Raw genomic sequence first — 22,563 nt, forward strand, 5'->3', positions numbered from 1 at the left:
TTGCCCATCGCTCGTCGGTTGGCCCTTAAAGTTGATTGCAATCCCTTAGGTGGACATGGGTCAGGACCTCGCTGTCGATTCCGCTCCGATTGGCACTGCGACTGCTGGTCCCCATGCCGAACGGCTCTCCAAATTGGTGACGGCACAACGGGCCAGCGTGGACCGGGAGACCGGTCTGGAGCTGTACCGGGACATGACCCTGGGCCGGCGCTTCGAGGACAAATGCGCCGAGATGTACTACCGGGGAAAGATGTTTGGCTTCGTGCACCTTTACAACGGTCAGGAAGCGGTCAGCACCGGTGTGATCGGTGCGATGAAGCGTCAGCACGACTGGTTCTGCAGCACCTACCGCGACCATGTGCATGCTTTGAGTGCCGGCGTGCCGGCCCGCGAAGTGATGAGCGAACTCTTCGGCAAGGAGACCGGTTGCAGCAAGGGTCGTGGCGGCTCAATGCACCTTTTCTCCAAGGAGCATCACCTTCTTGGCGGCTTTGCCTTCATCGCTGAGGGCATTCCCGTGGCACTCGGATCTGCCTTCACCAGCCGCTACAAGCGCGACGCCCTCGGTGATGCCTCCAGCAACGCCGTAACAGCAGCGTTCTTCGGCGATGGAACCTGCAACAACGGTCAGTTCTTCGAGTGCATGAACATGGCGCAGCTGTGGAAGCTGCCGATCATTTTCGTGGTCGAGAACAACAAGTGGGCCATTGGCATGGCCCACGACCGGGCCACCAGTGATCCGGAGATCTGGCGCAAGGCCAGCTCTTTCGGCATGGCCGGAGAAGAAGTGGATGGCATGGACGTTCTGGCGGTGCGGGCAGCGGCCCAACGCGCGGTGGAACGGGCCAGGGCGGGTGAAGGTCCGACCTTGCTGGAGTGCCTCACCTATCGCTTCCGGGGCCACTCCCTGGCCGACCCGGACGAACTGCGGGCGGAGGAAGAAAAGCAGTTCTGGGCCAAGCGTGATCCCCTCAAAGCCCTCGAGCGGGACCTGACAGAAGCGGGTCTGGTGAACAGCGAAGAGCTGCGCGCCATCGAAAAGGAGATCGACGGCATCGTTCAGGACTGCGTTGACTTCGCCCTCTCGGCACCCGAGCCAGATCCCGCAGAACTCACGCGTTACATCTGGGCGGAAGACTGATTCAACCGAACGGGATCCGTTGAAACCAACGTCTCCCGAGGCGGCTCAGATGCCGCTCGGGAGACGGCGGGTGAGGTTGCGCAGCTTGCGCAGCGCCTTGAGCTCAACCTGACGCACCCGCTCGCGGGACACCTCCATTAGGCGTCCGATTTCAGCCAGGGTGTGACGCTCGTTGCCCTCAAGCCCGAAGCGCATGCGCAGAACGTGCTGCTCCTGTTCGCTGAGGTGACTCAACCAGCGGCCCAGCTGCTCGTGATGAATCCGCTGTTCCACGATCTCGAGCGGTTCATCGAGGGATGAATCAGCGATCAGATCCCCAAGGAAGCTGCGCCCCTCCTCACCGTTGACGGGAGCATCCAGGCTGCTGGTGGTGAGCGCCTGACGTAGCAGGGAATCCAGCTCATCCAAGGGGATGTCCATGGCTTCGGCAATCTCCACACGGCTGGGCATGGCGCCGAGCTTGTGAGCCAGATCAAGACTCACCTTGCGGATCGTGGTGAGCCGCTCACTGAGATGAACAGGGAGCCGAATCGTGCGCGACTGGCAGGCAATGGCGCGGGTCATGCTCTGGCGGATCCACCAGAAGGCATAGGTGGAGAACTTGTACCCCCGAGTGGGATCGAACTTCTCGACAGCACGTTCCAGGCCGAGGGAGCCCTCCTGAATCAGGTCGAGCAATTCCAGACCTTTGCCTTGATATTTCTTGGCAACGCTGACCACAAGACGAAGGTTGGCCTTCATCATCCGGTCTTTGGCACGGCGACCGATCCTCAGAAGACGGCGCTGTGCAGTGGTGAGTTCTCCATCCTCGATCTCACGGGAACCGTCTTCGGTGAGGGCCATCATGGCCTGCACCTGATTGCCCAGCTCGATTTCTTCAGCTGGGGTGAGGAGTGGAATTCTGCCGATGGTGGCGAGATACCAACTGACGGGGTCGCTGCTGCGCCGGCGTTGCGTCTCCAGCGGCTTGGAAGCTGTGGACACCTTGGTTGCTGCGGAAGTGAGTTGACTTTCCTACGAACAGTAAAGAATGTCGAAGTGTTTTCGGCAACCCTTCAGATTCAGAACAGCAAACCGCAACATTTCAGATTTACGAAAGATTTAAAAACCAAGAAAAGCTCTTTTGGGACCTGCCAGCCGAGGCAATCAAACGAATCATTTGTTCAGACTTCGTTGAACATCGTTGTTTGCTTTTTCTGACACCGCGCTGTATTGATTTTCAAACAATCCGCAATCGCAGAAGCATCACTGGAGCGAGCACGAACGGCCGCCAAACCTTGCAAAGCCGCAGCGGCAGTGAAGCTTTCCAGCCCAGGCTGCTGCTGTGCTGCAACCGCCTGGGCACCCCAACCGGTGGCAAAACCGGCCAGCACGTCACCAAGGCCGGTGCGGGCCACCCGTGGGGTCGTGCCGGTCAGCACCACGGCTGCACCCGATGGATCCGCCAGCACCGAATGCGCCCCATTCAGCAAAATGCAGCAACCGCTGCAGCGGGCTGCGGAGATCGACCTTTCCAGCGCGTCACCTGCTCCACAGTCTGGAAACAACCGCGCAAACTCGGCCGCATGGGGCGTGAGCCAGGTGGGCCCCCGCCGCTTCAACAACCAACGCCACCCCTCCGGACTGGCCGCCAGACCGTTGATGCCATCGGCATCGAGCACCAGCAAACCAGCGACGCTGAGCATCTGCTCCGACCACTGGCTCCACCAATGGCTGGACTCCCCCAGACCGGGACCGACCAAAACCGCATCCAGCCGCTCTGGAATCACCGCGTCCTCCAGTTGCATCACCTCCGGCAACACCTGCCACAAGCCGGATTGCAGACGGGGCGGCACAACGGCCTGAACACATCCGCAGCCACTGGCCATGCCCCCCCCCCCCGCAGCGCCAGATGTGCTGCGCCGGGATAACGATCACTGCCCGCCACCACCAGGCAGCGGCCGCGTTCGTACTTCATCGCCGTGGGCGGCAGCGGCGGTAACGGGGCCTAGCAGGCCTCTGTCACCGGCAGGCGGCGCGGCAAGACCGCAGCGGCGTTGCTCATCACCGAAGGCGGCAAGCCCAGATCGATCCGCACCAGCGCACCCACCCAGGGACGGGCCGGGTCCAGGCACAACCCGCGCTTGATCCAGCCAACGCTGAGGGTGACCGAGGGACAGGCTGCCTGCTCGCCCAGCACGGTTTCTTGGTCGGAACAAAGGCCTGACGGCAGATCCAGACTGATCAACGACCCAGGCTGCAGCTGCTGCCGACGCCGGAACAAATCCGCCAAGAACTCAGGCAGCGGCCGACTCTGGCCGAGACCGAACACCGCATCAAGCCAAAGTGCGGCTCCGCCGGGTTCGGGCTCGTCAGCCAGGCGCTGCAGACCAAGCCACTCGCCATGGCGCAGATGTTCAGCGGTGAGGGGCTTGCGAATCGGCAGGGGACACCACAAGGACACCTCAACGCCAGCCAGGTGCAACTCCCGAGCCACCACCAAACCATCGCCACCGTTGTGACCGGGCCCCACCAGGACAACCACGCCATGGCGCAGCAGATCCCGTCGCGCCAGCAGCCAAGCCGCCATGGCCAGCCCCACCTTCTCCATCAAGGCCGCAACAGGCATGCCGCTGTCGAACAACCTCTGTTCGTAGGCGGCAATGGACGCGGCATCCACAAGCAGATGATCGGAATCAGCGGGAGGCCACACCAGTTGCGGTTGCCGGGACCTCACTATGGAGAGAACTCCCTGCGCCGCCCATGGCCGTTGGATCCACCACAACCCGCGCTGGAGAGGCTGCTCTTGAGCGCCTGCGGCAATGGCCCGGGGAGCACCGCGTGGCCGTTGGTCTCTCTGGAGGCGTCGACAGTTCCCTGACGGCGGCACTGCTGGTGGAGGCGGGCTGGCAGGTGGAAGGCCTGACGCTCTGGCTGATGAGCGGGAAAGGGGCCTGTTGCGCCGAGGGGCTTGTGGATGCAGCCGGCATCTGTGAGCAGCTCGGCATTCCCCATCACGTGGTGGACACACGGGAGACGTTCCAGCAGGAGATCGTGCAACGGCTGGTGGATGGTTATCGCGATGGGATCACGCCATTGCCCTGCTCCCAGTGCAATCGATCGGTGAAATTCGGACCGATGCTTGATTGGGCCCTGCAGGAACGCAAGCTGCCCCGCATCGCCACCGGCCACTACGCCCGGATCCGCCATGGCGGCGATCAAGGGCGCCATCAGCTGTTGCGGGGCCTCGATACCCGCAAGGACCAGAGCTATTTCCTCTACGACCTGCCCCAGGAGGTTCTGGGGCGCATCGTTTTTCCCTTGGGGGAACTGACCAAACCCGACACAAGGCTCGAAGCCGCCCGCCACGGTCTGCGCACCGCAGAAAAACCGGAAAGCCAGGATCTTTGCCTGGCTGACCACCACGGATCGATGCGGGCGTTCCTGGATGCCTATCTGCCCCCGCGGCAGGGGGAAATCGTCCTTTCGGACGGGACTGTTGTGGGCGAGCACGACGGCATCGAACACTTCACCATCGGCCAACGCAAAGGGCTCGGTGTGGCCTGGCGCGAACCGCTTCACGTCATCCGCCTTGACGCTGCGATGAATCGAGTGGTCGTCGCACCCCGGGCTGAAGCCGGCCGAGACAGCTGCGTGGTGGGGGCGGTGAACTGGGTGTCGATTGACCCGATCGAGGCGCCACGAACCGTTGAGGTGCAAGTGCGCTACCGCAGTGCGCCGGTGCGTGCGGAGCTTTCACCCCTCCCAGCCACCGAGGCCGATCAGCAGCGGCAGCGGCCCCACCGCTGCCACCTCAGCTTCGAGGAGGAGCAGTTCTCGATCACGCCAGGCCAGGCGGCGGTTTTCTACGACGGCGACACCGTTCTGGGTGGGGGGCTGATCCAACGGGAATAGGGCGTGACGCGCTGGCGCACCTGAACGAGGGCCTCAGCGACGCCTGGAGCCTCAGGTGCAAGCAACCACTGCACCGACCCGTTGGCCGAAATCAGTGCCGTGGGGCCCGTGTTGCCGACGCTGAGCAGATCCCGTCCTGTCTCGATCGCCCGTAACTGCGCCAGGGCCAGGAACTGCTTCTGCAGCTGCAGCGGATAGGGGTCGAGATTGGCGATGGCCAGAAGCCAGGTGGCGCCATCGGCAGCAGCGCGCGCCAAAGCCAAACCATCGGCGATCTCGTAGCAGATCGCAACGGCCGCAGGGGGTTCAACGACCTCCATCGTTCTCGGGGCCGGACCGGGGGTCAACCCACCCACCGCAGACAGTCCTGCCGTCAGCCCGGCGGGCAGGGGCGGGATCCATTCCCCGATCGGCACCAGACGGTGCTTGTCAGCCAAAGGAACGGGAAACCAGTCGGGCGGCTCGTACAGCAACAGAGAACTGCGTTGCTGACCCCGCACCCAACGAAATCCGCCACTGATCAGAGGAATGGCTGGAGCCTCGACCGGCAGCTGAAAACGCGCCGGCAGCGCTCCTTCCGGAGCCACCACAGCAGCCGGACTGGTGGGCTCCAGCTGACGCATCGCCTCCACCAGAGCTTGGGGAAGCGCCCGTTGACGCTCCAGATCGAACTTTTCTCGCGTGGGAACAGCGGGTTGCCAAACCCCCAGAGCAACGGAGCCGCCCGGCGGCGGCGGCGCCAACAACAACCAGCTGCCCAAGGCATGGGCCAGCAGCACACTGGCCAATCCGAGCAGACCCCAGCGACTCCAGGCTGCGGGTTGCTCGAACAACGCCAGCAGGCAGCAGCCCCAACACAACTGCAGCCACGTCAGCCCTCCGGAACCGAACCAGCGGGCCAATCCCGCCAGGGGGCGGTCCCAGGGAAGGGTGGTGCCGCCGACGCCGATCCAAAACAACGGCGACCCCGACAGCACCAGTTCAGCCAGGGCCCAGAGCCCGGCCAGCAGCATCAGCCGCACTGGACGCGGCCAACTGCGAGGCAGCCGCCGCGACAGAACAGACCATCCGGCCAGGAGCAGAGCGGCAAGGCTCCCGCAGGCCAACCAGAGGGCCAGCGCCACAGGCAGGCTGAGCCAGGCGGGAACGCCCATCCAGGTGAGTGGATGCAGGGCCAGCAACCAACGGTGGCTGAACAAAACGGCCAACAGTCCCCAGGCCGCCGACCAGCGGGGACGCTCAACCACGGACCAGAGCAGGGCCAGGGCGGGAACCATCAGCAGGGGGCCGCCGAGGGATGGAGCCACGCCAGCCAGGACGCCGCCCAAAAGGGCCCGCGATCCGGCCTGCAGTTGGTGATTGCCCATGGTCAGCAGTCCCGGCCAAAGGCATCCTGGATCGGACCCGCCCACCTGTCGCCATGGATGCCGCGAATCCTCTTCAGCAACTGCTGCTCCGCGGCCTGGGCACCACCACCCTCGTTGCTGAGCGTCTGCGCGGCGTCACCCAGAACTGGGTGAGCAGTGGCCGGCTGGATCCGAACGAAGCGTCCGCATTGGTGGACGACGTGCTCAAGGCCCTGCGCGGGGAAACCCCCGAACTGGAACAGCAGATGGGGCGCAACCTGGAACGCAACCGCGACAACCTTCTCCAGGACTTCGGCGTTCCAAGCCAGAAGGAAGTGGATGAGCTGCGCGGCCGCATTGATCGCCTCGAGCAACAGCTGCGGCAGATGAACCGGCCTGAATGAACGCCGACGCCGCGGACCGGAGGTCAGAATCAACGCAATAGAAGCCTTTCCGTGCGCGACATCATTATCAGCACAACGGTCTGTGTGGCCTGCCTGCTCCTGGCCCTGGTCAGCCAGATCGTGGCCCCCTCCACCGTTTCCGCGGCCCCGGCGCAGCCTGCTGCCGTTCGCAGCGAGGCTTCGAAACCACAGAAGGCGTTGAGCTTCGAACTCGACCCTGACGACCCCAACCCGACTCTTTTCGCCATGGCCAACGATTCCGCTCCCGCCGACGCCTCAGCCCTCGGCGGCCCCCTTGATGCACCAGACACCACCATCACCGCCAGTGGTCTGAAGATCATCGAGCTGGAGGTGGGCAGCGGCGACGAGGCCACCCCCGGCCAAACGGTGGTGGTGCACTACCGCGGCACCCTGGAAGATGGACTGCAGTTCGATGCCAGCTACGACCGGGGCACCCCTTTCAGCTTCCCCCTCGGGGCTGGCCGGGTGATCAAGGGTTGGGATGAAGGCGTCGCCGGCATGAAAGTGGGCGGCAAGCGCAAGCTGGTGATCCCTTCCGACCTCGCCTACGGAAGCCGTGGCGCCGGTGGTGTGATTCCCCCCAACGCAACCTTGATCTTCGAGGTGGAACTGCTCGACGTGAAGAAGTAAGCGGAATCTAGGCTCATCTCAAGCCAATTCCGCTCTGAACCGATGCTGCGCTCGGCCCTTTCTGCCCTTGCATGTGCCCTCCCTGCCCCTGTGGCAGAAGCCCACTGCGACGGTCCTTGTGGCGTGTACGACCCGGCTTCCGCTCGCGTGGCAGCCGAAGCCGTGCTGTCGATGACCAAAAAACTGAAGGCGATGGAAGCTCCCGCAGCTGGTGACGCCGCTGCCCTGGCCGCTTACAACAACACCTTCGGCCGCTACGTGGCCATCAAGGAAGAGGAAGCACAGAAGACCAAGAAAGAGCTGTTGATCCTCTGGACCGACTACTTCAAGCCCGATCACCTGGCCACCTTCCCCGACCTGCACGACACCTTCTGGAAAGCAGCCAAGCTCTGCAGCGCCTGCAAGGTGAACATCGATCAGGCCAAGGCTGAGGAACTGATGGCAGCCGTTGAAAAAATCCACGGCATGTTCTGGCAGTCCAAGGGCCGTTCCGACGCCTGGGTCACCGCATCCTGAGCTCAAACAGAACCAATCCCTCCCTCGCAGCAGCAGGTCTTCGCGACCTGTTGCTGCTTTTTTGTGGTCGACGTCTGCTGCTGCGCATCGAAGGACGATCGATGCAACCCAGCCTTGAACCGGGAGACCGGGTTCTGGTCAGACGGCTGGGACTGACGACCGCACCCAGCCTGGGATCCGTGGTCGTGGCCTGGCATCCCCAGCGAAGCGGGCTGCGCCTGATCAAGCGCCTCAGCCGAGTGGACAGCACAGGGCTTTGGTTGTTGGGAGACAACCCCGCTGAAAGCACCGACAGCCGCCAACTCGGAGCGGTGCCAGCCAACCTGTTGATTGGTGAGGTGGTGGGCAGGCTCCCGCTCGGGGAATCAGAACAGAGCCGGTGAAGTCTTCTGCAACCAGATGGCCCCGGTGATGATTGAGAGAGCACCCGTACCGCCCACGAGGAAGGGCATCAGCCGGGCACCGCTGCGGAGGGTGAGAAACGAGACAACCGACACAACGGCCACCATGGCGCCGATGGATCCAAGCAAGTAAGCCACGAGGTAGCCCACAGCGGCATGGGGCGGCAGGGCCAAAGCAGGGATCACGGCCAACAGGTGACTGGCCCCCGCCAGTCCATGCAGCAAGCCCAGGCCCGAGGAGGCATGGACGTGGCGACGGTGGTTGCTGGCGCCGCGCACATGCAGATGGAGATGACGATGCTCGGCGGCACCATCGTGGCGGTGCTCATGGGTGTGCAGTTCCAGCCCGAACGCCGTGCGCACGGCCAGAGCACCCACCACAAGCAGGGCCACACCCACGAGGAATTCCGCCCAAGACGACATGGCCTCCACATGGGCCAGGTCTTTCAGACCAATGGCGATCAACGCCAGAACCACAACTCCGGTGGAATGCCCAGCACCCCAAGCCAGGGCATGACGAAAGGCGGCCCATGGCTTGCTCAGGGAGAAGGGCGCCATTGCCACAAGGTGATCAGCACCACCCACCACATGAACGGCCCCGGCTGCAACACCGGTCAAAACGCTAATCAGCACAAAGAACCGCCTGAATGTCGCAATTCTGCATCAGCAGTGAAAGAGGAACGGCCTTAACCGGGCTGGATCAACTGCACCAGACCAGCTTCAACATCCGGCTGGCGCATCAGGGCTTCCCCCACCAGCACAGCCCCGGCACCGGCGGCCTGCACACGGTCGAGATCGGCCCGACTGAACAGACCCGATTCACTCACCAGCAGCACCCCCTGTTGCTTCAACCGGTCGTTGAAGTCGACCAGCAGCCGCTCGGTCGTGGCCAGATCCGTCTCGAAGCTGGTGAGATCACGGTTGTTGATTCCGATCAGAGGGAAGCCACCAATATTCAGCACACGGTCCATTTCGGTGGCGTCGTGAACCTCCACCAACACGGTGAGGCCCAGAGCCGGGGCAGCCTTGTTGAGATAACGAAGATCCTGATCCGAAAGGATGGCAGCAATCAGCAGCACCGCGTCAGCCCCGGCCGCCCTGGCCTGGAACAGCTGATAAGGGCTCAGCACAAACTCCTTGCAGAGCAGAGGCAGGTCAACGGCCTGACGCACCTGCACCAGGACATCAAAGCCACCCTGAAAGAAGGTTTTGTCGGTGAGCACCGAGAGGCAGCTTGCACCGCCAGCGGCATAGGCCTTGGCGATCGCCACCGGGTCGAAATCCTCACGGATCACCCCTTTGCTGGGGCTCGCTTTTTTCACCTCAGCAATCACCGCAGGTTTCGTGGCGGCCGCTTGAAGCGCCCCCAGGAAATCCTTGGTGGGGGGAAGTTTGGCAATCTGCTGCTTCAGGTTGTCGAGGGGAACCTTGTCGCGGGCGGCATCGATCTCACGATCTTTTTCCCAGACAATCTTCTCGAGGATGTGACGCGGTTCCTCTTCGTCGTGGGGCACCGCATATTCGAGATGGGCCACCCGCACCTTGGGGTTGGGGGGACGACGGCGGATCTCCATGGAAGAGGGAAAGACTGGAACGAAAAAAGTGGGACGGGATCAGGCGGCCAGCTGGGCGGCAGCTTGCTTGTAAGCGACCTCCACCACCTCGCTGAGGGTCGGGTGGGTGTGCACTTCGGTGGCGAGCTGACGCACGCTCTGGCGCCGGGCAACGGCATTGGCCACCTCCTGGATCAGGTCGGCGGCGTGAAGTCCGTAGATGTGGGCTCCAAGCACTTCACCACTGGTTTTGTTGAACAGCAGCTTCATCAGGCCATCGCTGTCCAGCTCAGCCAGAGCTTTGGAATTGGCCTTGAAGTAGCTGCGAACGGAACCAAGCTGGAAGCCATCCTTCTCCGCCAAAGCTTTGGCATCCGCCTCAGTCAGGCCAACAGAGCTGATCTCGGGATGGGTGAAGGTGGCTGCCGGAATGCTGCGGTAATCAATCTCGCGCGCATGGCCAAGGATGTTGTCCACCGCAACGGTGCCTTGGGCAGCAGCCGTGTGGGCCAGCATCAGCTTGCCGGTCACGTCGCCGACGGCCCAGAGATGGGGAACAGGTTGGCCGTTCACCAGAACGCGCATGGCGTCGTCGATCGGAACGAAGCCACGATTCGTCTCCACATTGAGCGACTCCAGATTGAGGCCCTTGCTGCTGGGGACACGCCCTGTGGCCACCAGAACGGCATCCACCTCCAGGGTCTCCACCAGTTCACGGCTGTTGAAATCAGCCAGTTCGATCTGCACGGGACAGCCCGGGGTGACCTTGCGGGCCAGCAGACCGGAACGCGCATCGACATCGCGACCATCAATCAGATGACGCCCAGCGATCTTGGCGATGTCGGGATCAAAGGTGGGCATCACCTTGTCCATGGCCTCGATCATCGTCACCTCGCAACCGAGGGCGGTGTACACATCAGCGAATTCAAGGCCGATGTAACCGCTGCCGATGATGGCGATCCAACGGGGCAGCCATTCCAGGTTGATGGCTTCGTCGCTGGTGAACACCGTGCGGCCATCGGTTTCGATGCCTGGCGGCACGAAGGGGTCAGACCCCGTGGCGATGATCACGTCCTTGGCGGTCAGCACCCTGTCCACCCCGCTGGGCTCCCGCAGCCCCACCTTCTGGCTGCCCTCCAGACGGCCGTGGCCTCGGAGGATCGTCACCCCTGCCCGCTCAAGGGTTTTGGTGAGGTTGGTGCGAATGGTCTGAACCAGCTGATTGGCGTGATCAGCGATCTTCTGCCGCTCGAACCGCACAGGAGCAGCATGAATTCCGAAGCTCGCGAGGTGCTTGTCGTCCGCCAGTTCCCGCACTTTTCCACTGGCAGCCAGCAGCGCCTTGGAAGGAACACAGCCCCTGTTCACACAGGTGCCACCCATATCGCGGGATTCAACGATCGCCGTCTTCAGGCCGTGTTCGGCGGCATGTTTGGCAGCGTCGAAGCCGCCGTAGCCGGCTCCAATAACAATGACGTCGAAGTCGAAGCTGGCGTCGCTCACCCGAACTGCTGCGATGTGGCGGTCATTGTCGCTCTTCGCCGCTCCAGAAGGAGAGGAACAGCGGCAGACGCCACATTCAGGGATTCCACCCGTGCGCTGTGGGGGAGCGTGACGGCATGGGTGCAGTAGACCTGCAGGTCCGGATGCAGACCTGCACCCTCGGTTCCCAGCACCAGCGCCGTCGGCAGCGTCCAGTCGAGATCCCAGTAGGGAACAGGTGGGTCAGCCTTGGTCGCATCGGGCACAAGTGTGGCCACCACCTGCACACCCAAGGCCACCAGCTGCTTCAGTTCCTGCTGAAGCTGTGAAATCGCCATCGCTTCGCTCGGGCCAAAGCGTTGATGCGGCAGCTGAAGCAGAGCACCGGCAGAGGCCCGCAACACCTTCGTGCCGAGGGGATCAACACCAGCTCCCATCCAGACCGCATTGACGTCAGCCGCCAGGGCTGTGCGCAGCAATGTGCCCAGATTTCCAGGATCCTGAATCCGATCCAGGACAAGGAGAAAATCCAGCTCTGGAGGGACAGTGGGCAGTCGATCCAGGGGGCTCAGGCAGGCAACACCATCGGGTGTGACCGTTGTGAGCGCAGCCCGCAACACCTCATCGGTGACGATCCGCCACCGCGTCTGGGAACAACGTGCAGCCAGGGCCGAATGACCTTGCAACCAGGCTTCGGTCGCGATGATTTCCGCGGGCGCGTTGCCCCCCCTGAGAACTTCCTGCAAGAGATGGGTGCCCTCAAGAAGCAACAGCCCCTCGGCCTCTCGCCCCGCACGGGTGGCCAGGGTTCGCAGCCGTTTGACCAGGGGATTGCGTCGGCTGCTGATCAGGGGAGAGGGGGAATCCAGAGAACGACTCAGAACGCTGCGTGTTTGCGCACGTTCAGGCCTTTGTGAACGCTCAGATTTTCGCCATCCAACTCAAGGCCGTTGATGGCTGCGATCTCCCCCTTGATTCCCTCCGCCGCAAGGTTTTCGATCATCTTTTTGATCACTTGATCCTCAACGGTGGTGTGATCGATGGAATCAGGAGTGAGCAGCTCAAGGAACTTGCCAACCTTGGAAGCAACAACTTCCGAAGCGTTGGAGATCTTGAGAACGATCATGGTTGTCGAGAACTGCTACCCGACAAAGTTAGTGCGGATGGGGAGACTTGAACTCCCACGATGTTGCCACCACTAGTACCTGAAACTAGCGCGTCTACCAATTCCGCCACATCCGCTGGCGTGTCGTGTTCGACGGGATGAACATAGGGCATCGCCGATCCGTGGCTGCCCCGGCCCCGTAACAAACTGTCCAGTTTGGACGCCGGCCGTCTAGACGGTCTCAAAGACTATTGCCAAAATCCGGACATAGGGGATCAGCTCATCGATGATGGCCGTTGCAGAAGCGTCTCAGGAGAGTCTCAAGCAACGCCTCAACGTCAGCGGCGGACACGCCTTGAAGGGAACGCTTCGTGTCAGCGGTGCGAAGAACTCCGCCCTGGTGCTAATGACAGCCAGCCTCCTGAGTGAGGAGACCATTGAGCTGACCAACATTCCCTCTCTCACAGACATCGATGGCATGAGCGCCATCCTTGAAGCTTTGGGGGTTCAGGTCGACAGGCAGTCGGACTGCATTCGCCTCACCGCCGCCGAGCTCAATGGCTCGGCACCTCCCTACGAGCTGGTCAACAGCCTTCGCGCCAGTTTTTTCAGTATTGGCCCCCTGCTTGGACGCCTTGGACACGCGCGGGTCCCCCTTCCAGGGGGATGCCGCATCGGGGCTCGTCCCGTTGTCGAACACATCCGCGGCCTGAAAGCCCTCGGCGCCGTCGTCAACGTGGAGCACGGAATTGTTACGGCCTCAGTGCCCGGCAGCAAAAAACGCCTGACAGGCGCTCAGATCGTGCTCGACTGCCCCAGCGTTGGCGCCACCGAAACCATTCTGATGGCAGCGGTGCTGGCCGATGGAGTCTCCACCATCGAAAACGCTGCTCAGGAACCTGAAGTGCAGGACCTGGCCAACCTGCTCAACAGCATGGGCGCCCAGGTGAGCGGCGCTGGCGGCCCGGTGATCACCGTTCAAGGGGTGGAGCGGCTCCGTGGGTACACCAACTATCCGGTGATCCCGGATCGCATCGAAGCCGGAACGTTCCTGATGGCAGCCGCCATCACCCGCTCACCACTGCTGGTGGAGCCCGTGATTCCCGAGCATCTCAGCGCTGTGATCCAAAAGCTTCGCGATTGCGGCTGCTCCATCGAGATCAAGGGGAGAGCCGTGACGATCATCCCCGGCGAGATCACGGCCGTGGACATCACCACCCAACCGTTTCCCGGGTTTCCAACCGATCTTCAGGCACCGTTCATGGCCCTGATGTGCACCGCGAAGGGCACCAGCGTGATCAGCGAGAAGATCTACGAAAACCGGCTGCAACATGTGGCCGAGCTGCAGCGCATGGGGGCATCGATTCGGCTCAAGGGCAGCACAGCCATCGTTGAAGGCGTGGCTCAGCTGAGCGCGGCGCCCGTCACAGGCACCGACCTCCGTGCAGCCGCTGCCATGGTGCTGGCTGGCCTCTCCGCCAAAGGAATCACCGAAGTGGCTGGTCTGAAGCACCTTGATCGGGGCTACGACGACCTCGAAGCCAAGCTCAGCGCTGCCGGCGCTGAGGTGAAGCGCAACATCCTCTGAATAGGGGCCCTTCAATCAATACAATCCCTGTGCGGGAGCCTGGCGGAATTGGTAGACGCAGCTGACTCAAAATCAGCCGGCCACTGGTCTTGGGGGTTCAAGTCCCCCGGCTCCCATACCTCCGCCGTCATGAACACCTACGGCCGTTTCCCTTTGGCTCTGGCCAAGGGAAACGGCTGCTGGGTCAAGGACACCCAAGGGCGGCGCTACCTGGATGCTGTTGCTGGCATTGCCACCTGCACCCTGGGCCACAGCGATAGGGCCATGCAGCGGGCTCTGCGCAAGCAGCTGGGACGGCTCCAGCATGTGTCCAACCTCTATCGGATTCCGGAACAGGAAGAGCTGGCCAGCTGGCTGGTGCGCAACAGCTGTGCCGACAGCGTCTTCTTCTGCAATTCCGGCGCCGAAGCCAATGAGGCCGCGATCAAGCTGGCGCGCAAACACGGCCATCAACGGCGCGGCATCGAACAGCCGGTGATCCTCACGGCAGCAGCCAGCTTCCATGGCCGCACGCTCGCGGCGGTCACCGCCACCGGTCAACCCAAGTACCACAAGGGTTTTGAGCCCATGGTGACCGGGTTTGATTATTTCCTCTACAACGATCTGAAGGCCCTCGAAGCCCTGATCAACCGCTATGAACAGTCCGGTCCCTCGATCGCGGCCGTTCTGGTTGAACCCCTGCAAGGAGAGGGTGGCGTCAACCCTGGAGACCGCACTTTCTTCTCACGCCTGCGCGAGATCTGCACGGAGCGAAACATCCTGCTGATCCTTGATGAGGTGCAGGTGGGCATGGGGCGGAGTGGCCGCCTCTGGGGTTATGAGCAACTGGGCATCACCCCTGACGCCTTCACCCTGGCCAAGGGCCTAGGCGGTGGTCATGCCATTGGTGCCCTGCTGGTGAACGCGTCAGCTGATGTTTTTGAACCCGGCGACCATGCCAGCACCTTCGGCGGCAATCCCTTTGCCTGCCGGGCGGGGTTGACGGTGGCTACCGAAATCGAACGACGAGATCTGCTGACCAACGTCACAGCCCGAGGCAAACAACTGCGCGACGGGCTCCAGGAGCTTGTGAACTGTTTCCCCGAGCACCTGCAAGGCGTGCGGGGCTGGGGCCTGCTGCAGGGCATCGTGATCCGGGAGGGCAGCAGTTGGACGGCCCCCGCGCTGGCGAAAGCCGCCATCGACCACGGTCTGCTGCTGGTAGCGGCCGGACCCTCGGTGCTGCGCATGGTGCCCCCACTGACCATCAACAAGCGCGAGGTGCGCGAGCTGCTGCGCCGTCTTGCGGCGACCCTCTCCAGCCTCAGCTGAGTGGACGATCTGTCTGATCTGATCCCACGCTTCGACCTGCGTGGCATGGATCTGCAGTTGGATCGCATGGATGCGGCCCTGCACGAGCTCAACCATCCCTGTCGGACGATTCCCGCGATTCAGGTGCTGGGCACCAACGGGAAGGGATCCATCGTCAGCTTTCTGGAATCAGCCCTCTGTGCCGCCGGCCTCCGCTGCGGGGTCACCACCTCCCCTCACCTGGTGAGCTGGTGTGAACGCATCCGGATCCAGGGGAGCCCCATTGCGATTAAAACCCTGCGCAGCCGGTTGCAGGCGCTCCAGCCCCTGAACGAACGGCATCGGCTCACCCCGTTTGAACTGCTGGTGACCGCCGCCCTGCTGGAGTTCCACCGGCACGCCTGCGACCTGCTGGTGCTGGAAGTGGGGCTGGGGGGACGGCTTGATGCCACCACGGCCCATCCCTGCCGTCCTGTGGTGGCCGTCGCGAGCATTGGGATGGACCACTGCGAGCACCTGGGCCACAGCCTCACCGCCATCGCAACCGAAAAAGCGGCAGCGATCCCGCCTCAGGCCACCGTGATCAGTGGCGCCCAAGCCCCTGAAGTGCAGGAGGTCCTGGAAACAACCTGCCGCACTCAGCAGGCCACGCTCCACTGGGTGAAGCAGCTGAATTCAAGCTGGCAACTGGGCTTGCCCGGCGCCATTCAGCGCAGCAACGCCGCTGTGGCCCTCGGTGCCTTGCAAGCCCTCTCGGGCCTGGGCTGGTCGTTGCCTGAGGCGGTGATTCAGGAGGGCTTCGCCAAAGCCCACTGGCCCGGTCGCCTGCAAACCGTGCATTGGGGCGTCCACACGCTTCGCCTCGATGGAGCCCACAATCCACCAGCCGCAGTGCAGCTGGCCGAAGAACGCAGCCAGTGGAGTGGTGCCTGCAACGGTGTTGTTTGGATCCTGGCGATTCAAGCCCATAAGGACGCTGTCGCCATGCTCCAGACGCTGCTGCAGCCCCAGGACCAGGCCTGGATCATTCCGGTGCCGAGCCACAGGAGCTGGAGCCGGTCGGCCCTCCTACAGGCACTGCCCCAGTTCGAGCACCAGCTGCAGGAGGCCGACGGCCTCGAAAGCGTGCTGCACCAGCTCAGCAGCAATGGATGGCCGACACCGATGCCGATTGTTGCCGGATCGCTGTATCTGATCGGTGACCTGTTCGCTCGCGGCGTTGTAACGGCAGAGTGAGCACAGCTTGGGCGTGAACTGTGCTGCGAATCTCCCGGTTGCTGGGCCTTCTCCTGCCCCTCCTGCTCATGGCAACGCCGGCCCCGGCCCTAGACACCTCAGCTGGGGTGGGACTGCAGGACCGGGCCCTGTTCCAGGAAAAGGTGGACTACACGCTCACCAACCAGAGCAACGGCGACTTCGAGGGGCAGAACCTGGCCAACACATCCTTCGCCGGAGCCGTGGGCCGCGGAGCGAACTTCCGAGGAGCCAACCTGCATGGCGCGATCCTCACCCAAGGGGCCTTCGCCGAAGCTGATTTCCAGGGAGCTGACCTCTCCGACGCCCTGATGGATCGCGCCGACTTCGTCGCCACCGATCTACGCAATGCCGTGCTGACGGGGATCATTGCGTCGGGCAGCAGCTTCAGCAACGCTCAGATCGAGGGGGCCGATTTCACGGATGCCCTGCTCGATCGTGATGATCAACGCCGGCTGTGCAGCGAGGCCGATGGCATCAACCCCAGCACCGGAGTTTCCACCTTCGACAGCTTGGGCTGCTGATCCTCAGGAGCGCTCCTCCCAACCTCGAAGCTTGCCGGGATTCAGCAGGCCCTCGGGATCAAAGCGCTGCTTGGCCGCCACCTGATCGGCATCGATGACGCCAAGACCGCCGTCTTCCACCGTGATCACGTGGGGATTGAACAACACGGCACCCGCGGCCCTGCAGTCGTCCATCAACCGATTCAGCTGATCTGCCCCCTGCCAACGCACCAGCGGCAGAGCCGCTAGCCGAGGACAGCCCTGCTGACGCACAAGCTCGAGATGCCAGAGCAGGGCATCACCCCAGCGCTGCTTCAAGGCCGCCATCACTGGGGCCTCCGGTTGCGGCAACAGCATCTGCAGGTAGGTCCATCCCGGCTCTGAAGCCCGAACATGCAGGGTGGTGTGGTTCCAGCTCAGCTCGCGGAACCCATTGCCCCCGGAGAGATTCTCAGGGCCGAGATCCCGCAGGTTGGCGCCGGCTGACTGCGCCATCCGTTGCAGGCTGTTGAGCCCATCGGGGGCAACGAGCAACAGCAGCCGGTGCGCCGAGACGGCAGGACCACCCCAGCTGGGCATCCGGGGCAACAGCGGCTGTTCAAGCAGGCTCGCCAAATGGAGATCCAAGGCCGAGGCAGCGATCCGTTGCATCAGCTCAATCGCCTGCTCCCAGTGCTCGCAGTCCACGCTCACCTGGTGCCAGTTGACCGCTGGAGCTGTGGCCAGGCTGAGGGCCGTGATGATGCCGTTGGTGCCGTAGGCGTGATTCAAAGCCTCCGCATCCATCTCGCCGAGTTGATGGCGCCGGGCATCGGGGCGTAGCGGCACGATCTCTAACCCGAGCAGATGACCTGGATCCCGCAGGAAGCCCCAGCGCAGGGAACCGATGCCCCCAGAGCCCCCTGCCACAAAGCCGCCAATGGTGGCGCTGCGCCAGGTGCTGGGCATCAAGCGCAGCTGGCGTCCATGGCGGCGCAACTCCTGATCCAGATCGCGCATCACACAGCCCGGTTCCACGGTCACCACCCCGGTGATCGGATCAATCGAGCGGATCTGCCGCAGGGCCGTGGTGAGCATCACCACGCCGCCCTGCAGAGGCACACACTGGCCGTAGTTCCCTGTCCCAGAGCCGCGCAGGGTTAAGGGAACCTGGTGCTCGGCGCAGGCCGAAGCCAGCCGTTCAACGGCATCCACCGTGCGGGGACGCACCACCAACTCAGCACGGCAGGCCTCCAGCCGCGGCGTCAGCACGGGGGAGTACTCAAAGGCGTCCCGGGAATGGCGCTGCAGCTCCCCCGGTTCCTCCAACAATTCCAGTTCCGGATCAACGCTGAGGGCTTGCCGCAGGGCAATCAAGGCTTCGGCGCGACCCATGGCGTGGCGGAACACTGGTCAGGGTCTAGCGCCTGGCGACGACTGCCAGTGGCCGTCCACGAGAACCTGACGCTGCGGAGCAGAACGGATCAGGTCCGACCATCCCTGGCCCTCCATGCTGATCAGATCGGCAGGAGCGCCGGCCCGCAGCACCCCATCCCATTCCAGTTGAAGAATGGCCGGCGGTGCTGTGGTGAAAGGGGCCAGGCCCAGACGCTGCCAGGGCAACAACTGAGTCAACGGAATCGATGCAGCCAGCAGGGCCAAGGGGTCGAAGTCGCCTCCCGGGAACCAGGGGTCGGCCACGTTGTCACCCGCCACCGCCACCGGAACACCGGAACGTTGCAACTGACGGATCGGGGCCTGCGGACGCTGAAGGGGGGTGGCATCGTCCGCCCGTGCGAGCAACCAGGCATTGGTCAGGGGCAGGGCAATCACACTGAGCTGCGCTGCTGCCATGCGCTCTGCCAACCGCGCCAGAGATGACGCCGACAGAAGGGAAAGACTGCTGGCATGGCTGCAGGTGACGGGAACCTGCACCGGCACGCGCTGCAGGGCCTTCAACAGCTGAAGCATGCCCTGCGCCGCACCGTGATCCGCCTCATCGATGTGGAGATCGACGCCGCAGTTGTGGCGATCAGCCAGGCGCAACAACACCTCCAACTGCTCCGTGACCACGGCCGATCCACAAGGAGGTGTCAGAACACCACCAAGGCAGCCGCCACTGGCGGCCACACGACGCGCCAGAGCATCCGCTTCAGCTGAACACCAGAATTCCAAGGGCACCAGCGCCACCAGCTGCAAGTCGATGCGGCGGCGCCAGCGCTGCTGCAGGGTGAGCAAGCCATCCCAGCTGGGCTCAGCGCCAGGGCCACCACTGTCCACATGGCTGCGCATGGCCCGCAGCCCATGGGCGAATGCTCTCTCCATGGCGCGTTCTCCGCGTTGAAGCACGCAGGCCACGGTTCGGGAGCTGTGCTCCCGCAGGTTGGCCTCCAGGGCACCCCCGTAGCTGCCGCTGAGGTTGGGATGCTCCCGCCAGGTGTAGGCCTTGTCCAGATGGACATGGCAGTCGACCAAGCGCGGCAACACCATTCGAGACGGTGGCACGCGTTCGGCAGACAGGGGCTGGGGCTCCCGCAGACGCCCCTGCTCCCAGGCCAGGCGCACGGGCGTCAGCCCTTGCTTCTCAACCTCCGGCAAGGGCGTTGAAGGGGCGAAATCCAGCAGTCCCAGGGGCGCCCAGGCCTCAAGGACGCCACTCCCCGGCTTGGACTCAAGCGACGGGACGTCCATCACCGCTCAGCACCGTTGCTGGCATCGGTGCTGAGGACCACGAAACGACCGGCCACACCAAGGCTGAGCACTTCAAAACCAGGCAGGCGCAGACCGGGCAGCATCTCCTTCCTTTCCATCCGGGTGGAATACAGACTGGCCACCAATAAGTTTCGACGGGTGGTGAACTGACCTGCTAATGCCCCCAGTGCATCCCGCTGGGAGGCAATCAGCTCAGGGCAATTGCGAATCCAGAGACGGAGCACCATCGGCAGGGTCGGCTCGTCGCACAGTTCCTTAGTGCCCAACCGGACCAGCTGATCACCGGCGTGAGTTTGATAGTCCTCCAATGACGGGTTGGACACCACCAGCGAGAGCACCCCGACCGCTGCAATCCCCCCCGCCAACATCGCCAGAGCAGACCGACCTTGCGGACGCGATGAAGGAGACACCAGGCAGGCTGCAGCTCGTGTTGGTAGATTCTCACGGACGCGGCGGGCGTCGCCAAGTGGTTAAGGCAGCGGCTTGTGGCGCCGCTATTCGGGGGTTCGAATCCCCTCGCTCGCCCTCTCAACAACTCAACAAAGCCCTGAGAAGCGGTTCTGCTCCCCAGCGGATCGGATCCGTGCAGGGCAGACCCAGCGTCTGGAGGATGCGCTCCACCTCGTCTCGAGCCTGAGCCTCATCAAGGCGGGCGGTGTTGAGGGCGACAGCGGCCACCTTGGCTGGCTCAGCAGCCCCATCAGGCCGCGCCCAGCTCGCCAAGGATTCTGTGGTGGCCACCAAGGCCTCAAGGCTTGGAAGCGGGATCTGAGGCAGTCGATCGATGGTCTGCTGTGCTGCCCGATGCACGAGCAACAGGGCAGTCGGCTGCGTGCCCCGCAACAGGGGCAACGTAGCCGTGGAGGCCGGATGGCAGAGCGATCCCTGACCCTCCACCAGCACAAGACCCTGCTCCGGCAGAGCCGCCGCCGCGCGAAGCACCGCCGCCTCCACCGCACCGGCGGCGTAATCGACGCGCACAGCATCCAGGGCGACCCCTTCTCCGCTGATCAGAATTCCGGCCTGCCCTGTGCCCACAAAGCACGCGGGGATCCCGGAGCGCTGGGCTGCCTCCAGGAGAGACAGGCATGCGCTCATCTTGCCGACAGCCATATCGGTGCCAATCGCCAGAAGGCGCCGGCAGGGAAGCTCTGCGGCGCGTGCCTGGCCAACGTTGAGGCCTTCCGGCTCCCGGCGCAGATCCCAGATCCAACGGTCGCGCCAGCAGGCGTCTGCCAGTTCGGGATCATCGGCCAGGCGGGTGTGGAGCCCGCTGGCGAGATGAAGGCCTGCGCGCAACGCCGCCAAGGCGTCGTGGCGAACAGGATCAGGCAGCCGCCCCCCCGAAGGAGCCAGGCCCACCACAGCAACCTCAGGCTCGTAGGGCAGAGCAGCAGACAAGTCCGCCACCACCGGCACATCACGCTCGATGCCGGTGACGCGTTGCAGAGACTGGCCCGCATGGTCGGGATCGATCACCGCGACGATCGGTCCAGCACGGTGTCGGAGCATGGCCAGACCGGTCTTGCCGGTGAGGCTGGCCAAACCACCGTGCTGGAGCAGCACCAACCGCATCTCCCGAAATCCCGACGGCGCTTGAGTCCCGCTCATCACGCTGCAGTGCCTCCTGCCTGGCGGATCCCCAATCCAGCCATCGCCGAAGGCCGCAGACGATCGTCCTGCAACGCAAGGCCAACAAAGGGGTCATCCACCAAGTTGAGATGGCTGTCAAGATCCGGCCAACGAATCAGAGGCAAGATCTGGGCCGCTGCACCGTTCAACAACGAACTGTCGGAGTAGCAACCCACCATCAGGTCCAGCCCCTTCTTCTGCGCCACTTGGGCCATTAACAAGGCCTGACTGAGCCCCCCGGTCTTGAGCAGCTTGAGATTCACGCCATCCACCACTGGGGCCAGGCGCAGCAGATCCTCCAGATTCCAGCAACTTTCATCAGCCACCAAGGCCATTGGACAGTGCGGGTGCAGCGCCGCGAATCCCGCTGTGTCCTGCGTGGGATCCAGGTCTGGAGCCAGAGGCTGCTCCAGCAGCACCACCTGGTGTGCGGCCAGGGGCTCCAGCATTTGCCTGGCCTGATTCACGGTCCATCCGCCATTGGCATCCACCTGCAGTTCGATGGCCACACCCTGCCGCTGGGATCGATCCGTGATGGCCTGAGCCACCGCCCCCAACAGGCTGAGGTCGTGGTCCAAGCCATCGGGGCTGCCCAGCTTGAGCTTCACCCGCGTCGCCGGCAGCTGCGTCCACCAGCGTTCGAGACGATCCAACACGGCATCCACTGAAGCCAGTCCCAGGGTGACGCTGGTGGCCACACCCTCGGCTGGGTCCAATCCCCAGAGCCGCCACAGCGGATGGCCGAGCCGTTGCCCATGCCAGTCCCACAAGGCCAGGTCGATGGCACAACGGGCCGGGGGACTCAGGGATGCAAGCAGGGGCTCAAACCGTTGCGGACGGTGGGGATCCAGAGCTTCCAGTTGCGGCAAAAGCCCCAGCAGTTCCTGTTCCACAGCCTCAAGGGCAAAGGCTCGGTGGCCGGTCTCAAATCCCCCGGTCTCGCCGCGGCCCACCAGCCCATCACGTTCCAACCTGAGCTCCAACCGCATCACGGCAGCTGTGGTGCCCCTGCTGATCGTGAGGGGCACGGCCTTGGTGAGCGAAAACCGTGTGAGGGCCCAGCCCATCGATATCCGGCTGTCAATCTCCAAACTGACACAACACCGCTGTGA

Annotated in this window: 24 protein-coding genes and 3 tRNA genes; 12 read left to right on the top strand and 15 right to left on the bottom strand. The window is 63.5% G+C overall.

Going from position 1 to position 22,563, the window contains the following annotated elements; genetic code table 11:
• The first annotated feature begins 55 nt into the window (after positions 1 to 55).
• The gene (pdhA, locus tag SynTAK9802_RS08125) at positions 56 to 1,141 is read left to right on the top strand and encodes a pyruvate dehydrogenase (acetyl-transferring) E1 component subunit alpha (protein WP_186495702.1); all 1,086 of its coding nucleotides are present in this window, start codon (positions 56 to 58) and stop codon (positions 1,139 to 1,141) included.
• A gap of 45 nt (positions 1,142 to 1,186) precedes the next feature.
• Here the strand turns inward: pdhA and SynTAK9802_RS08130 are convergent, their stop codons facing one another.
• The 3 genes from SynTAK9802_RS08130 to SynTAK9802_RS12635 form a co-directional block, all read right to left on the bottom strand.
• Positions 1,187 to 2,125: an RpoD/SigA family RNA polymerase sigma factor gene (locus SynTAK9802_RS08130; RefSeq protein WP_186495703.1), complete on the bottom strand. Its 939-nt coding sequence runs from the start codon at positions 2,123 to 2,125 to the stop codon at positions 1,187 to 1,189.
• A gap of 179 nt (positions 2,126 to 2,304) precedes the next feature.
• The gene (locus SynTAK9802_RS12630) at positions 2,305 to 3,009 is read right to left on the bottom strand and encodes an ADP/ATP-dependent (S)-NAD(P)H-hydrate dehydratase (RefSeq protein ID WP_255487727.1); all 705 of its coding nucleotides are present in this window, start codon (positions 3,007 to 3,009) and stop codon (positions 2,305 to 2,307) included.
• Between the two features lie 119 nt (positions 3,010 to 3,128).
• Positions 3,129 to 3,833, bottom strand: a complete 705-nt coding sequence (locus SynTAK9802_RS12635; RefSeq protein ID WP_255487728.1) for an NAD(P)H-hydrate epimerase — start codon at positions 3,831 to 3,833, stop codon at positions 3,129 to 3,131.
• A gap of 50 nt (positions 3,834 to 3,883) precedes the next feature.
• On the opposite strand from SynTAK9802_RS12635, the gene mnmA reads away from it, so the two are divergent.
• Positions 3,884 to 5,035, top strand: coding sequence for a tRNA 2-thiouridine(34) synthase MnmA (mnmA, locus tag SynTAK9802_RS08140; RefSeq protein WP_186495704.1), 1,152 nt, complete (start codon positions 3,884 to 3,886; stop codon positions 5,033 to 5,035).
• Here the strand turns inward: mnmA and SynTAK9802_RS08145 are convergent.
• Positions 4,987 to 6,402 (bottom strand): apolipoprotein N-acyltransferase, encoded by a 1,416-nt coding sequence (locus tag SynTAK9802_RS08145; protein WP_186495705.1) that lies wholly within the window; start codon positions 6,400 to 6,402, stop codon positions 4,987 to 4,989. The two genes, mnmA and SynTAK9802_RS08145, sit on opposite strands and share 49 nt — an antisense overlap.
• A 53-nt stretch (positions 6,403 to 6,455) precedes the next feature.
• Between SynTAK9802_RS08145 and SynTAK9802_RS08150 the strand changes: the two genes are divergently transcribed.
• From SynTAK9802_RS08150 to sodX, 4 genes are read left to right on the top strand one after another with little or no spacing between them, the layout of a single operon-like run.
• On the top strand, positions 6,456 to 6,785 hold the full coding sequence (locus tag SynTAK9802_RS08150; RefSeq protein WP_006850663.1) for a phasin family protein: 330 nt from the start codon (positions 6,456 to 6,458) through the stop codon (positions 6,783 to 6,785).
• 51 nt (positions 6,786 to 6,836) lie between these two features.
• Positions 6,837 to 7,436, top strand: coding sequence for an FKBP-type peptidyl-prolyl cis-trans isomerase (locus SynTAK9802_RS08155; protein ID WP_115008753.1), 600 nt, complete (start codon positions 6,837 to 6,839; stop codon positions 7,434 to 7,436).
• Between the two features lie 42 nt (positions 7,437 to 7,478).
• Entirely contained in the window at positions 7,479 to 7,952 is a 474-nt protein-coding gene (gene sodN, locus SynTAK9802_RS08160; RefSeq protein WP_114988428.1) for a superoxide dismutase, Ni, read from the top strand.
• Positions 7,953 to 8,002: 50 nt separating this feature from the next.
• Positions 8,003 to 8,335 (top strand): nickel-type superoxide dismutase maturation protease, encoded by a 333-nt coding sequence (gene sodX, locus SynTAK9802_RS08165; protein ID WP_186495706.1) that lies wholly within the window; start codon positions 8,003 to 8,005, stop codon positions 8,333 to 8,335.
• On the opposite strand, the gene SynTAK9802_RS08170 is transcribed toward sodX, so the two are convergent.
• The 6 genes from SynTAK9802_RS08170 to SynTAK9802_RS08195 form a co-directional block, all read right to left on the bottom strand.
• Positions 8,318 to 8,986, bottom strand: a complete 669-nt coding sequence (locus SynTAK9802_RS08170; RefSeq protein WP_186495707.1) for a hydantoin utilization protein A — start codon at positions 8,984 to 8,986, stop codon at positions 8,318 to 8,320. The two genes, sodX and SynTAK9802_RS08170, sit on opposite strands and share 18 nt — an antisense overlap.
• A gap of 53 nt (positions 8,987 to 9,039) precedes the next feature.
• Entirely contained in the window at positions 9,040 to 9,927 is an 888-nt protein-coding gene (gene trpC, locus SynTAK9802_RS08175; protein ID WP_186495708.1) for an indole-3-glycerol phosphate synthase TrpC, read from the bottom strand.
• A gap of 39 nt (positions 9,928 to 9,966) precedes the next feature.
• Positions 9,967 to 11,409 (bottom strand): dihydrolipoyl dehydrogenase, encoded by a 1,443-nt coding sequence (lpdA, locus tag SynTAK9802_RS08180; RefSeq protein WP_186495709.1) that lies wholly within the window; start codon positions 11,407 to 11,409, stop codon positions 9,967 to 9,969.
• Positions 11,406 to 12,239 carry an RNA methyltransferase gene (locus SynTAK9802_RS08185; protein WP_186498125.1) on the bottom strand — a complete coding sequence of 278 codons (834 nt, stop codon included), beginning with the start codon at positions 12,237 to 12,239 and terminating at the stop codon, positions 11,406 to 11,408. The genes lpdA and SynTAK9802_RS08185 overlap by 4 nt, the downstream gene beginning before the upstream one ends.
• Before the next feature lie 26 nt (positions 12,240 to 12,265).
• On the bottom strand, positions 12,266 to 12,514 hold the full coding sequence (locus tag SynTAK9802_RS08190) for a hypothetical protein (RefSeq protein ID WP_114988434.1): 249 nt from the start codon (positions 12,512 to 12,514) through the stop codon (positions 12,266 to 12,268).
• A 32-nt stretch (positions 12,515 to 12,546) separates the two neighbouring features.
• Positions 12,547 to 12,630 (bottom strand) — tRNA-Leu (locus tag SynTAK9802_RS08195).
• 149 nt (positions 12,631 to 12,779) lie between these two features.
• On the opposite strand from SynTAK9802_RS08195, the gene murA reads away from it, so the two are divergent.
• From murA to SynTAK9802_RS08220, 5 genes are all read left to right on the top strand, one after another.
• The gene (gene murA / locus SynTAK9802_RS08200) at positions 12,780 to 14,081 is read left to right on the top strand and encodes a UDP-N-acetylglucosamine 1-carboxyvinyltransferase (protein ID WP_186495710.1); all 1,302 of its coding nucleotides are present in this window, start codon (positions 12,780 to 12,782) and stop codon (positions 14,079 to 14,081) included.
• 33 nt (positions 14,082 to 14,114) lie between these two features.
• A tRNA-Leu gene (locus SynTAK9802_RS08205) sits at positions 14,115 to 14,197 on the top strand.
• A gap of 13 nt (positions 14,198 to 14,210) precedes the next feature.
• Positions 14,211 to 15,392 (top strand): aspartate aminotransferase family protein, encoded by a 1,182-nt coding sequence (locus tag SynTAK9802_RS08210; protein WP_186495711.1) that lies wholly within the window; start codon positions 14,211 to 14,213, stop codon positions 15,390 to 15,392.
• A complete protein-coding gene (locus SynTAK9802_RS08215; protein ID WP_186495712.1) occupies positions 15,393 to 16,607 on the top strand; it encodes a folylpolyglutamate synthase/dihydrofolate synthase family protein in 1,215 nt (404 codons plus the stop codon).
• A gap of 68 nt (positions 16,608 to 16,675) precedes the next feature.
• Complete coding sequence (locus tag SynTAK9802_RS08220; protein ID WP_244278601.1) at positions 16,676 to 17,149, top strand: pentapeptide repeat-containing protein; 474 nt, start codon at positions 16,676 to 16,678, stop codon at positions 17,147 to 17,149.
• A gap of 3 nt (positions 17,150 to 17,152) precedes the next feature.
• Here the strand turns inward: SynTAK9802_RS08220 and SynTAK9802_RS08225 are convergent, their stop codons facing one another.
• Genes SynTAK9802_RS08225 through SynTAK9802_RS08235 form a run of 3 tightly spaced genes read right to left on the bottom strand, consistent with a single transcriptional unit; the run spans position 17,153 to position 20,187 of the window.
• Positions 17,153 to 18,502 (bottom strand): FAD-binding oxidoreductase, encoded by a 1,350-nt coding sequence (locus tag SynTAK9802_RS08225; protein WP_186495714.1) that lies wholly within the window; start codon positions 18,500 to 18,502, stop codon positions 17,153 to 17,155.
• 18 nt (positions 18,503 to 18,520) lie between these two features.
• Complete coding sequence (locus tag SynTAK9802_RS08230; protein ID WP_186495715.1) at positions 18,521 to 19,798, bottom strand: amidohydrolase family protein; 1,278 nt, start codon at positions 19,796 to 19,798, stop codon at positions 18,521 to 18,523.
• Positions 19,798 to 20,187, bottom strand: coding sequence for a DUF4359 domain-containing protein (locus SynTAK9802_RS08235; RefSeq protein ID WP_186498127.1), 390 nt, complete (start codon positions 20,185 to 20,187; stop codon positions 19,798 to 19,800). Before SynTAK9802_RS08235 ends, SynTAK9802_RS08230 begins: the two co-directional genes overlap by 1 nt.
• 84 nt (positions 20,188 to 20,271) lie before the next feature.
• Here SynTAK9802_RS08235 and SynTAK9802_RS08240 point away from each other — a divergent pair.
• Positions 20,272 to 20,344: transfer RNA gene (locus tag SynTAK9802_RS08240), tRNA-His, on the top strand.
• Between the two features lie 3 nt (positions 20,345 to 20,347).
• Here SynTAK9802_RS08240 and SynTAK9802_RS08245 read toward each other — a convergent pair.
• Entirely contained in the window at positions 20,348 to 21,430 is a 1,083-nt protein-coding gene (locus tag SynTAK9802_RS08245; RefSeq protein WP_186495716.1) for a DUF1611 domain-containing protein, read from the bottom strand.
• Positions 21,430 to 22,518 (bottom strand): dipeptide epimerase, encoded by a 1,089-nt coding sequence (locus SynTAK9802_RS08250; protein ID WP_186495717.1) that lies wholly within the window; start codon positions 22,516 to 22,518, stop codon positions 21,430 to 21,432. The genes SynTAK9802_RS08245 and SynTAK9802_RS08250 overlap by 1 nt, the downstream gene beginning before the upstream one ends.
• Positions 22,519 to 22,563: the final 45 nt, after the last annotated feature.

Source organism: Synechococcus sp. TAK9802 (assembly GCF_014279535.1).
Classification (GTDB): domain Bacteria; phylum Cyanobacteriota; class Cyanobacteriia; order PCC-6307; family Cyanobiaceae; genus Parasynechococcus.